14 protein-coding genes are annotated in these 12,711 nt (G+C 73.3%); 5 read left to right on the forward strand and 9 right to left on the reverse strand.

The window, feature by feature from the left end; all coding sequences use genetic code 11:
* Positions 1–96 precede the first annotated feature (96 nt).
* Complete coding sequence (locus ACSUPV_RS29485; protein ID WP_031114006.1) at positions 97–564, forward strand: RDD family protein; 468 nt, start codon at positions 97–99, stop codon at positions 562–564.
* Positions 565–656: 92 nt separating this feature from the next.
* Here the strand turns inward: ACSUPV_RS29485 and ACSUPV_RS29490 are convergent, their stop codons facing one another.
* The 4 genes from ACSUPV_RS29490 to lipB all read right to left on the reverse strand — a co-directional run bounded on the left by ACSUPV_RS29490 (position 657) and on the right by lipB (position 3,770).
* Entirely contained in the window at positions 657–1,358 is a 702-nt protein-coding gene (locus ACSUPV_RS29490) for a DUF4191 domain-containing protein (RefSeq protein WP_031114007.1), read from the reverse strand.
* A gap of 76 nt (positions 1,359–1,434) precedes the next feature.
* Entirely contained in the window at positions 1,435–1,647 is a 213-nt protein-coding gene (locus tag ACSUPV_RS29495) for an SCO2195 family GlnR-regulated protein (protein ID WP_031114009.1), read from the reverse strand.
* 261 nt (positions 1,648–1,908) lie between these two features.
* Positions 1,909–2,874, reverse strand: a complete 966-nt coding sequence (gene lipA / locus ACSUPV_RS29500; protein WP_382611260.1) for a lipoyl synthase — start codon at positions 2,872–2,874, stop codon at positions 1,909–1,911.
* Between the two features lie 95 nt (positions 2,875–2,969).
* Positions 2,970–3,770, reverse strand: coding sequence for a lipoyl(octanoyl) transferase LipB (gene lipB / locus ACSUPV_RS29505; protein WP_031114011.1), 801 nt, complete (start codon positions 3,768–3,770; stop codon positions 2,970–2,972).
* 238 nt (positions 3,771–4,008) lie between these two features.
* Here lipB and ACSUPV_RS29510 point away from each other — a divergent pair, with 238 nt between their 5' ends.
* Entirely contained in the window at positions 4,009–5,481 is a 1,473-nt protein-coding gene (locus tag ACSUPV_RS29510) for a regulator (protein ID WP_382611255.1), read from the forward strand.
* 17 nt (positions 5,482–5,498) lie between these two features.
* On the opposite strand, the gene ACSUPV_RS29515 is transcribed toward ACSUPV_RS29510, so the two are convergent.
* Positions 5,499–6,905, reverse strand: coding sequence for an NAD(P)/FAD-dependent oxidoreductase (locus tag ACSUPV_RS29515; protein ID WP_359794772.1), 1,407 nt, complete (start codon positions 6,903–6,905; stop codon positions 5,499–5,501).
* 210 nt (positions 6,906–7,115) lie between these two features.
* Positions 7,116–8,012, reverse strand: coding sequence for a TIGR01777 family oxidoreductase (locus tag ACSUPV_RS29520; protein ID WP_031114016.1), 897 nt, complete (start codon positions 8,010–8,012; stop codon positions 7,116–7,118).
* 72 nt (positions 8,013–8,084) lie between these two features.
* Between ACSUPV_RS29520 and ACSUPV_RS29525 the strand changes: the two genes are divergently transcribed.
* Positions 8,085–8,573 carry a GNAT family N-acetyltransferase gene (locus tag ACSUPV_RS29525; RefSeq protein ID WP_382611250.1) on the forward strand — a complete coding sequence of 163 codons (489 nt, stop codon included), beginning with the start codon at positions 8,085–8,087 and terminating at the stop codon, positions 8,571–8,573.
* A 16-nt stretch (positions 8,574–8,589) separates the two neighbouring features.
* Here the strand turns inward: ACSUPV_RS29525 and ACSUPV_RS29530 are convergent, their stop codons facing one another.
* Positions 8,590–9,774 (reverse strand): MarP family serine protease, encoded by a 1,185-nt coding sequence (locus ACSUPV_RS29530; protein WP_382611247.1) that lies wholly within the window; start codon positions 9,772–9,774, stop codon positions 8,590–8,592.
* A 278-nt stretch (positions 9,775–10,052) separates the two neighbouring features.
* On the opposite strand from ACSUPV_RS29530, the gene ACSUPV_RS29535 reads away from it, so the two are divergent.
* Positions 10,053–10,886, forward strand: a complete 834-nt coding sequence (locus ACSUPV_RS29535; protein WP_436949956.1) for a peptidoglycan recognition protein family protein — start codon at positions 10,053–10,055, stop codon at positions 10,884–10,886.
* Positions 10,883–11,107, forward strand: a complete 225-nt coding sequence (locus tag ACSUPV_RS29540; protein ID WP_382611244.1) for a hypothetical protein — start codon at positions 10,883–10,885, stop codon at positions 11,105–11,107. The genes ACSUPV_RS29535 and ACSUPV_RS29540 overlap by 4 nt, the downstream gene beginning before the upstream one ends.
* Here the strand turns inward: ACSUPV_RS29540 and ACSUPV_RS29545 are convergent, their stop codons facing one another.
* Complete coding sequence (locus tag ACSUPV_RS29545; RefSeq protein ID WP_382611242.1) at positions 11,108–11,629, reverse strand: DUF4240 domain-containing protein; 522 nt, start codon at positions 11,627–11,629, stop codon at positions 11,108–11,110.
* Positions 11,630–11,682: 53 nt separating this feature from the next.
* A complete protein-coding gene (locus tag ACSUPV_RS29550) occupies positions 11,683–12,669 on the reverse strand; it encodes a helix-turn-helix transcriptional regulator (protein ID WP_436948889.1) in 987 nt (328 codons plus the stop codon).
* Positions 12,670–12,711 lie beyond the last annotated feature (42 nt).

Below are 12,711 nucleotides of genomic sequence, written 5' to 3' on the forward strand. Positions count from 1 at the left end.
CATTTGTTTCGCACAAGTTAACCGGCTCCCCTCCCACGGTAGCCCGGACACACCCCGCCGTGCCCTGGTCATTTACGGGCGCAGTACCGTGGACGGGTGGACAACAGGCAAGCACTCGGATCGTGGCTCTCCGGGCCCCGCGCGGCCGCGGAAGAGGCCGGTGTCGACTTCGGATACCGGGGCGAGCAGCTCGGTCTGCCCGAGGAGGGGCCCGGCTCGATCGCCCGCCCGGGCCGCCGCCTCGCCGCCCTGGCCGTGGACTGGGGCCTGAGTCTCCTGATCGCATACGGTCTCATCACCCAGAGCTACAACGAGGCCGCGCAGATCTGGGCGCCGCTCATCATGTTCGCGCTGATGGTGCTCACGGTCGGTACGGTCGGCTTCACCCCGGGCAAGCGGCTCCTCGGCCTGCGCGTGCTCGCCCTGGACACCGGCCGCGTCAGCCCGTGGCGCTCCGCCCTGCGCACGGTCCTGCTCTTCCTCGCGATCCCCGCCCTGATCTGGGACCGCGACGGCCGCGGCCTGCACGACCGGCTGGCGGGCACGGTCGAGGTCCGCATCTAGCGGACGTCACGTACCGCGACATACCGCGCACACAGACGACGAAGGGGCGCCGGACCACTCCGGGCGCCCCTTCGTCGTACGGGTGCGGGGGATCAGCGGGCCTTCGGCCCGCCCTTCGGCAGCCGCATGCCCTTCGGCATCGGCCCCTTCGGCAGCGGCATGTTGCTCATCAGGTCGCCGAGGGCGCGCAGCCGGTCGTTGGTGGCGGTGACCTGCGGGCCGGTCAGCACGCGCGGCAGCTTCAGCATGGTCGTGCGCAGCTTCTTCAGCTCGACCTGGCCCTCGCCCGTGCCCACGACCAGATCGTGCACGGGAACGTCCGCGACGATACGGTTCATCTTCTTCTTCTCGGCGGCGAGCAGGGACTTCACCCGGTTCGGGTTGCCCTCGGCGATCAGGACGATGCCGGCCTTGCCGACCGCGCGGTGCACCACGTCCTGGTTGCGGTTCATCGCCACCGCGGGGGTCGTCGTCCAGCCCCGGCCGATGTTGTCGAGCACCGCCGCCGCCGCGCCGGGCTGTCCCTCCATCTGCCCGAAGGCGGCTCGCTCGGCCCGGCGCCCGAACACGATCGCCGTCGCGAGGAAGGCGAGCAGGAGGCCCAGGATGCCGAGATAGATGGGGTGACCGATCAAGAAACCGATCGCGAGGAAGACACCGAAGGTGACGATTCCGACTGCCGCGAGTACAAGACCGATCTTCTTGTCGGCCCTGCGGGTCATCTTGTAGGTCAGGGCGATCTGCTTCAGTCGCCCGGGGTTCGCAGCGTCCGCTGCGGTTTCCTTCCTCGCCATGCCACGAAGTCTACGTGGCCCCACAAGCGCCGACGACGGCAGTGTCCACGGGGCTCGCGGGGGAGGGGCCGGGGGCTCAGGGACGGACGGAGACGGACCGGGAAACGGACTGCTCGAGGACGCGCTGCGCCTCGACCCGGTCCTTGGCGCGGCGGCGGTCCTCCAGCACGGAGGTCCAGGCGTTGCGGCGGGCGGTGCGCTGACCGCTGCTCAGCAGCAGCGACTCGACGGCACGCAGGGCGGTCGTGAAGGACGGAATCGCGGTGGCGCGAACGGGCGCGGCCTGCATGGTTGAGGTCCCCCCTCGGGAGCGGTGTACGTGCTGTGAGTTCAGCGTCACTGATTGGTGTTACCAGGGCGTGACCGACCGGTCAAACACCCATGAAGCCCTGGCGGGGAGCCGAGAAACGCCGACGCGGTCCCGACATGTGCCCTCATCTGCGAGGACGGTCGGGACCGCGGCATATCGGTCGCTACCTGTGGGTAATGTCTTGTGCGGGAATTCACACGCTTGCATCGCCCCTTGGTGGGCAGGGGCGGTGACGGTTCGTCAGACGGCCTGGGCCGCGATGCGCGCGTCCCGCTGTTCCATGGCCATCTGGTAGAGCCGCCCGGCGCGGTACGAGGAGCGCACCAGCGGACCGGACATCACGCCGGAGAAGCCGATCTGCTCGGCCTCCTCCTTCAGCTCCACGAACTCGTGCGGCTTGACCCAGCGCTCCACCGGGTGGTGCCGCACGGAGGGCCGCAGGTACTGCGTGATGGTGACGAGCTCGCAGCCCGCGTCGTGCAGCTGCCTCAGCGCGTCGCTGACCTCCTCGCGGGTCTCGCCCATGCCGAGGATCAGGTTCGACTTCGTGACGAGGCCGTAGTCGCGGGCGGCGGTGATGACCTTCAGGGACCGCTCGTAGCGGAAGCCGGGGCGGATCCGCTTGAAGATCCGCGGGACCGTCTCGACGTTGTGCGCGAAGACCTCGGGGCGCGAGGAGAAGACCTCCTCCAGCTGCTCCGGGACCGCGTTGAAGTCGGGGGCCAGCAGCTCGACCTTGGTGTGCCCGCCTTCGCGGCCCGCGGTCTGCCGGTGGATCTGCCGGACCGTCTCCGCGTACAGCCAGGCGCCGCCGTCCTCCAGGTCGTCGCGGGCGACGCCGGTGATCGTGGCGTAGTTCAGGTCCATCGTGACCACGGACTCGCCCACGCGGCGCGGCTCGTCGCGGTCGAGCGCCTCGGGCTTGCCGGTGTCGATCTGGCAGAAGTCGCAGCGCCGGGTGCACTGGTCGCCGCCGATGAGGAAGGTCGCCTCGCGGTCCTCCCAGCACTCGTAGATGTTCGGGCAGCCGGCTTCCTGGCAGACCGTGTGCAGACCCTCGCTCTTCACGAGGTTCTGCATCTTGGTGTACTCGGGGCCCATTTTCGCCCGGGTCTTGATCCACTCGGGCTTGCGCTCGATGGGGGTCTGGCTGTTGCGGACCTCCAGGCGCAGCATCTTGCGTCCGTCGGGTGCGACTGCGGACACGACCGGCTCCCTAGCGTTTGATTCTTCGGCGCCCTCAAGGGTACGCCCGTGGATTTGAAACCCTCTGTGTGGTGTCAGCCCCTCCCCGCGGGCTTTTATGCCGCCGGTGTCCTCTCGATCTCCCGGGGCTTCAACTCGGCGTTCTCCAGGACCTCCCGCAGGTGGCGTTCCACCACCGGCAGGACCTCCTCGATCGTGACGTCCCGGCCGAGCTCGCCGGCCAGCGACGCGACGCCCGCGTCGCGGATGCCGCACGGGATGATCCGGTCGAACCACTTGTTGTCCGGGTTCACGTTGAGCGCGAAGCCGTGCATGGTGACGCCCTTGGCCACGCGGATGCCGATCGCCGCGATCTTGCGGTCCTCGCGGCGCTGCCCGGCGTTGGAGGGCGCGTACTCCGGGCCGTTCAGGCGGGGGTCGAACTCCTCGTCCTGCAGGCGCGGGTCGAAGTCCAGGGAGAGGCCGCCGAGCGCCGGGCGCTGCTCGACCGGGTCGCCCAGCACCCACACGCCGCTGCGTCCCTCGACCCGGGTGGTCTCCAGGCCGAACTCCGCGCAGGTGCGGATCAGGGCCTCCTCGAGGCGGCGGACGTGGGCCACGACGTCCACGGGGCGCGGGAGCTTCTGGATCGGGTAGCCGACCAGCTGGCCGGGGCCGTGCCAGGTGATCTTGCCGCCGCGGTCCACGTCGATGACCGGCGTGCCGTCGAGGGGCCGCTCGTTGTCCGCCGTGCGCCGTCCGGCCGTGTAGACCGGGGGGTGCTCCAGGAGCAGTACGGTGTCGGGGACCTCGTCGGCGAAGCGCGCCGCGTGCACCCGGCGCTGCTCGTCCCAGGCCTCCTGGTACTCGACGGCCTCGTCACCGAACCCCATGCGGACGAACCGCAACTCACTCACGGCAAGCGCCTCCCTCGGACGGGTGTGTAAGGCACGTATCGCGCCCAAGCCACTGTACGTCCGGCCCGTGCGCGTCAGTCCCGGGGTCAATCCTCACACGATCGGATGAATGTCCGGGGAAATGTGTGATGGCGTGTTTACTCTCCGCTACATTCGCGCCGTTCGGCACGGCATAACGCCTGCTCACAGGCGATCCGCGCACCTCACGAAGGCCGGAAGGCAGGAGACCGCACCGCAGATGACGGAACGACCCGCGCAGCGCACCCCCAACCGACAGCTCGCCGCGCTCATCGCAGAAGCGGGGTTCTCCAATGCGGGACTCGCCCGTCGCGTGGACCAGCTCGGTCTCGAACACGGGCTCGACCTGAGATACGACAAGACCTCCGTCACCCGATGGCTGCGCGGCCAGCAGCCCCGGGGCACCACACCCGCCCTGATCGCCGAGGTCTTCACCCGGCGCCTGGGCCGCCGCCTCACCGCCCAGGACCTCGGCCTCGACGCCTGCGCCCCCGTCTACGCGGGGCTGGAGTTCGCCGCCACCCCCGAGGAGGCCGTCGACATCGTCAGCGGGCTGTGGCGCAAGGACTCCGGCAGCCACGCCGAGCTGCGGAAGATCGCCTTCACCCCGGCCGGGCTCGTCGTGCCCAGCCGGGACTGGCTGATCGGCCGGGCCGACGAGAAGGTCGCCCGGGGCGAGCCGGCCGCCGCCCGCATCCCGGCCCAGGGCCGCCCCGCCCTCCGCCCGCCGGCCGAGCCGGGCGTACCGTCCCTGCCCCGCCAGCGCGGCCAGGCCGAGCGCGGACCGGGCCAGAAGGTCACCGCGGGTGACATCGCCGCCCTGCGCTCGGTCGGCGAGCTGTTCCGCACCCTGGACGACGCCTACGGCGGCGGTCACGCCCGCCAGGCCCTCGTGCGCTACCTGGAGCACGAGTGCGAGCCGATGCTGCGCGGCACCTACGGCGAGCAGACCGGCCGCCGCCTGTTCGCGGCCGCCGCCGACCTGACCCGACTCGCGGGCTGGACGTCGTACGACATCGCCGCCCACGGCCTCGCCCAGCGCTATTTCGTCCAGGCGCTCCGGCTCGCCCAGGCGGCCGGGGACCGGGCGTACGGCGCGTACGTGCTGGTCACCATGAGCCGGCAGGCCGTCTACCTCGGGCACGGGCGGGAGGCCGTGCAGCTCGCCCGCGTCGCCCAGCAGGGCGTCGGCACCTCCGGACCGCCCGTCGTCCAGGCCCTGCTGCACGCCTCCGAGGCGCGCGGGCACGGGGTGCTCGGCGAGGTCCGGGCCTGCACCGCGGCCCTGGTCCGCGCCGAGCGCGCCCTGGAGACGGCCCGGCCCGGGGACGAGGTGCCGCACTGGGCGAAGTTCTTCGACGAGGCCCAGCTCGCCGACGAGTTCGGCCACTGCCACCGCGACCTGCAGCAGTTCCGCGCCGCCGCCCAGCACGCGGAACGCTCACTCCAGCTGCGGGCCCCGTCCTATGCCCGCAGCCGCCTTTTCTGCCGAGTGGTCCTCGCCACCGCCCGCCTGGGCCTCGGCGAACTCGACCAGGCCTGCCAGCTGGCCGCGGAGGCGGCGGGGCAGGCGGCTGAGATGCGCTCGGTGCGGGCGGTGGAGTACGTGAGGGACTTCGAGCGGCGGCTGGAGCCTTACAAGGACGCGGCTCCGGTGCGGACCTACCGCGACAAGGTGGCGGCCCTCGGGTAGAGGCTCCGACGAAACGCCTAGGCGGCCCGGGGCACAGTCGGCACAGGGTCGGCGACATGCATCGACCGTCCCGCCCCCAGATCCGCCAGGATCGCCGCCGACGCCCGATGCCCGGAATGCAGGGCACCCTGCACCGTACTGGTGTCGCGATGATCCCCGCACACGTACAGCCCGGCCAGCAACCGCACCGGCCGCCGCAGATCATGCGGCGGCCGCATCGCGGGCACGGCCTCCGGCGTCTGGTACACGGCCAACGTCTCCCACCGCGCCGTCGACATCCCGTACAGCCGCGCCAGATGCATCCGCACGGCGGTGTCCACACCCCCCGGCGGCCGCCCCAGCACCGTCGAGGACACCAGCGCCCGCCCGGCCGGAGCCCGGGACGGATCGACCCGGCTGACCACCGCCGTGTGCGCGACCGGCCCGCCGAGGTCCGCGTCGAGCAACAGCGACGCCCCCGTCCCCGGCGGCTCGTCGGTGGTGTGGTGCACCACCGTCACCGGATGGAACTCCGGCACGCGCAGCCCGGGCAGCAGTTCCGCCGCGGCCCTGGCGTCCGTGGCCACCAGCACCGCCCGGCACCGGATCTCACCGTGCTCCGCGGTGGTCACCGAGGTCGTCGAGACGGACGTGACGCGCACGCCCGTGTGCACCGTGCCCGCCGGCAGCGTCCGGGCCAGCAGCTCCGGCAGGGCCTCGGCGCCGCCCTCCGGCAGGCACAGCCGGCCGCTCGCGAAGGCCCGCAGCGCGAGGTCCGCGCACCGGCTGGACGTGGTCAGGTCCGGGTCGCACAGCAGGGCGGCGAGCAGCGGGCGCAGGAAGCCGTCGATCGTCCGGGAGGGCAGCCCACGGGCCGCCAGCGCCTCACCGGCGGGCAGCTCCGGGCGGGCCAGCAGCCGCTCGGCCGGTGTGCCCGCCAGCCGCGTCAGGGCGGCGCCGAGGCGGGCCTGGTCGACGGCCGTGCCCAGCGGGGCGCCGGACCGGCTCCGGGGCACGGAGACCTGCCGGCCGGGCACGGCCACCGGCCTCCGGGGCGGCCGGGGTGCGGACGGGGACCGGGGAGCGGTCGCCAGCGCACGTACCGCGTGCAGTGCGCCTCGTGCGCCCCCTGCGCCCGGCTGGACGCCCGCGCGGTGGTGGCGTCCGTCGCCGTGCAGCAGGACACCGGGCGCGAACGGGCGCAGCACCAGCCCGCCCAGACCGGGTGTCAGCCGTAGTTCGGGATACGCCGTGGACAGCAACCGGCCGATCCGGTCGAGCCGGAAGCCGTCGACCTTCTCCGTCGCCATGCGGCCGCCGACGCCGTGGGCGGCCTCCAGGACCATGGTCGTCACTCCTGCGCTGGTCAGCCGGTGCGCGGCCGAGAGTCCGGCGACCCCGGCCCCCACGACGACCACGTCCGCCTGGTACGCGGGCTCAAGCACGTGCCCCTCCTCGAGGTTGCGCGGGCGCTGGAGACGTCATGCCCTCAACAGGCCGCAGGGATACGCGAGTTCTGGTCGAGGGTAGGGCCGTGATCGGTCAGGGGGAGTCGCGCATGAACAGGGCACGGTCGCACGGTGGTCGCATACGGACGCCTTGTGGGCATGAAGTGGCCGCAAGGGGCTTGTGCGCGGGGCGGAACCGGTCCGGCGTCACAGCGCGGCCCGGATCGCTCCCTCGATCTCCGGGAAGGCGAACCGGAACCCCGACTCCAGCAGCCGCGTCGGCAGCACCCGGGCGCTGCCCAGCACGTCCCCGGCCATCTCGCCGAGCACGGTCCGCAGGACGGGCGCGGGCACGGCGAACAGCGTCGGGCGGTGCAGCACGCGCCCCATCGCCGCCGTGATCTCACGGTTCGTCAGCGGGTTCGGGGCGGTGAGGTTGAACGGCCCGGACAGACCGTCGGTGTCGATGAGGTGCCGGATCGCGGCGACCTCGTCGTGCAGCGCGACGAACGACCAGTACTGCCGCCCGTCGCCCAGGCGCCCGCCCAGCCCGGCCTGGAACAGCGGGAACAGCCGCCCCCAGGCGCCGCCCCGGCGGGAGACCACCAGCCCGGTCCGGGTGAACACCGTGCGGACGCCGGCCTCCTGGGCGGGCGACGCGGCCGCCTCCCACTCGACGCACAGCTCCGGCAGGAAGCCCCGACCCGCCGGCGCGCTCTCGTCGACGGCACGGTCCCCGGTCTCGCCGTAGTAGCCGATGGCGCTGCCGTTCACGAAGACCCGCGGCCGGTCCTTCTCGTCCAGCGAGGCGACCGCCCGGGCGAGCGCCGCCGTGCCGTGCACCCGGCCGGCCCGGATCCGCTGCTTGTAGGCCTCCGTCCAGCGGCGGTTGCCGACACCCGCCCCCGCCAGATTGACCACCGCGTGGCACCCGGCCAGCCCGGCCGCGTCCACGTCCCCTCCCTCCGGATCCCAGCGGACCTCGTCCGCCGCCCGGGGCGCCCGGCGCACCAGGCGCACCACCTCGTGCCCGTCCGCGGTCAGGGACCGCACCAGGGCGCTGCCGATGAGACCGGATGCGCCGGTCACCGCGATGCGTCGCATGGCTCAATCTTGCCGGTCGACCGCATAAAAACCCCGTTGGGGGAGGCGGGGGCCCGACGTAGGGTGACCGCCATGCCGACGCTCCGCATACGCCCCGCACGGCCCGACGACGAGGAGGCGCTCGGGCGGCTCGACCGGGACACCTGGTCGCCGCTGCACGCCGTCCAGCCCCGCCCGGAGCCGCCGTACGGCCCCTTCTTCAGCGAGCGGGACCCGGCGGCGGAGTGCCTCGTCGCCGAACTCGACGGTGCCCTCGCCGGCTACCTCCGGCTGGGGACCGCGACGCCGCTCGCGTGCAACGCCCACGTCCGGATGATCCGGGGACTCGCCGTCGCGGAGGAGGCGCGCGGCCAGGGCGTCGGACGGGCCCTGCTGCGGGCGGCCTGCGAGGAGGCCCGGCGGCAGGGGGCACGGCGCCTCACCCTGCGCGTCCTCGCCCACAACGCACCGGCCCGCACGCTCTACGAGTCCGAGGGGTTCGTGGTGGAGGGGACCCTGCCCGAGGAGTTCTTCCTCGACGGCGCCTACGTCGACGACGTGTTCATGGGCCGTTTCCTCTGAACCCGGCGACGGCCCGCTACGACGCCGCCGGCTCGCCGGTGTCCACCGGCGCCGTCGCGTCCGCCGCCCGCTCCGCGTCGGAGGCGACCTCCGCCGCCGTCAGCACGTAGCCCGTCTCGGCGTCCGAGGTGGAGCGCGCGAAGACCACGCCGAACACCCGCCCGTCCGTGGTGAGCAGGGGACCGCCGGAGTTGCCCGGGCGGACCGTAGAGCGGATCGAGTAGATCTCGCGGACGGCCGTCCCGTCGTTGTAGATGTTCTGGCCCGTCGCCCGCACCCGGTTCGCGACCGTCGCCGCCTGGAGGTTGAGGTCGCCGTCCTCCGGGTAGCCCGCTACGACCGCTGAGTCGCCGCGCTCGGCGTCGTCGTCGAAGCGCAGCACGGGCGCCTTCAGGCCCGGCACGTACAGCACGGCCACGTCCTTCTGCGGGTCGAACAGCACCACCCGCGCCTCGTACGTCCGCCCGACCCCGCCGATCTGCACCGTCGGCTCGTCGATGCCCGCCACCACGTGGGCGTTGGTCATCACGTGCTCCCGCGCGTACACGAACCCGCTGCCCTCGCGGCCCTGGGTGCCCGCGACGCCCTCGACCTTCACCGTGCTCAGCTTGGCGGCGTTCGTGGCCGCCGGTGTGACGCTGTCGCCGGAGGGGCGGGCGACCTCGGCCGTCGACTCGTTCTCGAAGGGGTTGAAGACCTGCGGGAAGCCCGCCTGGGTCAGCGCGGACGTGGCCTCCGAGAACCAGGCCGGAGTCGTGTCCGGCATCGTCTGCTGCACGGCGCCGAGCAGCCGCGAGTCCCGGATCGCCGAGGTGATCAACGGCGACGAGGACACGCCCAGGACGCTCGCGGCCACCCACGCCACGATCAGCACCGCCACCGAGTTGGCCACGGCCCCGCCGATCCCGTCCGCCACCCTGAGCGGCCCCCGGTCCAGCTCCCGCCGCAGCCGCAGCGCCAGGCGCCCCGCCAGCTCGTGCCCCACCACCGCCGGGAGCAGCACCGTGAACACCGCCGCCACCGTCGCGCGCGTCGTCCCCGGCTCCACCAGGTCCATCACCCACGGCAGGATCCACACACCGACGACCGCGCCGCCGACGAAGCCCGCCAGCGACACACAGCCGGCCACCAGACCGCGCCGGTACCCGGACGCCGCGTAGGCGAGGACGACCAGCAACAGCAGGATGTCGAGCAGGTCCACGCACGCCGCCTTTCTCTCGGAACCCTTCAGTACGCGGGGGAAGGGCCCGGTGATCAGTCACCCGCGCGCGTGTTGATCAGAACCGGCCACGCACGCGTGCACACGGAAAAACGTCGCGGACCGTGACGATGGTTCCACCGGGTGGCACATCACACATCGCGGACGGACCGGAAGGGATCGACAGTGGGACCATGCGCGTCCTGCGAAGACGGCGGGGCGGGCGCGGCCACCGCGCCGCCCGCACGCCCGGCATAGCCGGACTGCCGCGCGCCGCCCGGGTGGCGCTCGGCTGCCTGCCGGGCTGCGCCGCCGTCGTCGCACTGGTGCTGTGCGCGTACGGCGTCGAGCACGCCGCCGAGACCACCGCCCGCGCCGGCACGACCCGCCCCGCCGCCACGCCCCACACCGCCCCGCGCCCGCACATCGTGCCCCGATCACGGTGGCTGGGGGACGCCGCACGCGAGCAGCCGCGCCCGCGCTACGACGACCGGGTCGTCGCGGTCTTCGTCCACCACACCGACTCGCCCAACGGCTACGACTGCGCCGACGCGCCCCGCGTCATCCGGGACCTCTACACCGGCCAGACCGGCACCCGCGACTGGGACGACATCGGCTACAACTTCGTCGTCGACCGCTGCGGCACCGTCTACGAGGGCCGCGCCGGCGGCGTCGAGCGCGCCGTCACCGGCGCCCACACCCAGGGCTTCAACCACCGCACCACGGGCATCGCCGCCCTCGGCACCTTCACCGCGGGCATGCCCGTGCCGCGGCCCATGATCCGCGCCATCGCAGCCCTGTCCGCCTGGAAGCTCGGCCTGACCGGCACCGACCCGCGGGCGAGCGTCCGCCTGGTCTCCAGCAACGGCCTGAGCCGGTACGCGGCCGGCACCACCGCCGAACTGCCCGCCCTGGCCGGTCACAACGACGGCTACATGACCAGCTGCCCGGGCGCCGCCCTGCACGCCCGCCTGCCCGAGATCCGGCAGCTCGCGGCCCGCCTCCAGGGCCGGCCGGCGGACGCACAGGAGGGCCACAGCGAACGCGCGGTGTCCTCACACCCGGGCCCCCTACGGTCGTCACCACGGACAGCCGACCGGAGGTGGGGATCATGAACAGCAGCGGTACGCAGGACGCGGCGGCGCGCACCCGGGGAGCCACGCGCGGCGGCCCCTGGGCGGTGCTCTGCGCGGTCGCGGCCGTCGTCCTGGGACCGGCGGCCGTCACCGCCTCCGCTCTCGACCAGGCCAACGCTGCACCGATGCACCACGCGGTGAAGGCCGATCAGACGCACGCGTACATCCCGGCCGAGCAGACCCGCCGCCGGGCCGCCTGATCAGCCCCTGAAGCGCTCCCACAGCCGCGGGTAGCGCTCGGCGAGCAGCCGCTCGTCCTCGAAGTCGACCGGGGTGCCCTCCGGCTCCTGGGGCGCCGGCGGGATCTCCAGGTCGGGGGCGACCACGCCGGTGAGCTGCTCGTAGGCCTCGTCGGCCGCGTAGCCGAGTTCCTCGCCGTCGCCGTCGATCTCCTCGTCGAAGTCGCCCAGCAGCTCGGCGAGAGCGTCCGGGTCGTGCACCGCGCCCTCGAAGACCTCCCGGCCCTGGCCGATCAGCCAGCACCGGAAGAAGTCGAAGGCGTCGTCGCTCGCCCCGTCGAGCAGCACCCAGGCGGCGCCCCACAGGTCCCAGCGGTAGGCGCGGTTGTAGCGGGACTCGAAGTGACGGGCGAAGTCCAGGACCGAGTCCGGGTCCAGCTGCGCGAGCCGCTCCACGAGCAGGTCCGCCTGCTCCTCCGGGTCGCCTTCGGCGGCCTCCCGGGTGTCGTCCACCAGCTCCCAGAACTCCGTCTCGTCCATCACGGGTCCAGCATCGGCCCTGGGGCACAGGGGCGCACCCGGAGTGCGCGGGATCGTTATGCGCGGCCCTCGGGGTGGTACAGCCCGGCCAGTCGCAGCGCGTCCCCGGCGAGCCGCTCGCGCAGGCTCTCCGGCGCCAGCACCTCCACCTCCGGACCCAGCGCCGTCAGCTGGGTGTGGGCGACGTCCTCGGACTCCACCGGGAGGACCACCGTCACCCAGCCGTCGTCGTCCGGGGCGTCCGCCTCCGCCAGGGCCTCCCGGGCGGACAGCGAATCGAGGGCGTACGGCAGTCTGCGCACACCGTCGGGGGACAGCCGCACCACGACCCGCGCCCGCAGGATGGACCGCGCGAACTGCTCCGCCCGCTCCTCCCAGAACGCGGGCAGATCGAACTCCGGCTCCCGCTCGAAGCGCTCACCGCCCGGCTCCACCGCCGTGAACCGGTCGATCCGGTACACCCGGAAGGACGCGCCCCCGGCCACCCGCGCGCACAGGTACCAGACGCCCGCCTTCAGCACGAGCCCGTACGGCTCCAGCTCCCGGACGACCTCGTCCTCACCGCGCCGGTAGCGGGCGGTGATCCGCCGGTCGTCCCACACCGCGTCCGCGACCGCCGGCAGCAGCGCGGGCGTCCGCGGCTCCTTGAACCAGTTCGGCGCGTCGAGGTGGAACCGCTGCCCCGCCGTCCTCGACGCGTCCCGCAGGGACGGCAGCAGCGCCGCCGACACCTTCAGCCGGGCCGCCGAGGCCGCGTCCTCCAGCCCCATCTCGCGCAGCGCCCCCGGCACCCCGGACAGGAACAGCGCCTCGGCCTCGCTGCGGTGCAGCCCCGTCAGCCGCGTCCGGTACCCGCCGACCAGCCGGTAGCCCCCGGCCCGCCCGCGGTCCGCGTACACCGGGACGCCCGCCTCCGACAGGGCCTGCGCGTCCCGCGTGACCGTCCGCTCCGACACCTCCAGCTCCCGGGCGAGTTCGGCGGCCGTCATGGCGGGCCGGGACTGGAGCAGCAACACCATCTTGATGAGCCGGGCAGCACGCATGCGCACATCATGCAGCAGGCCCCCGCCGGGGCGGGGGCCTGC

Origin of the sequence: Streptomyces sp. SudanB52_2052 (genome assembly GCF_964272415.1) — a bacterium.
Classification (GTDB): Bacteria; Actinomycetota; Actinomycetes; order Streptomycetales; family Streptomycetaceae; genus Streptomyces; species Streptomyces olindensis.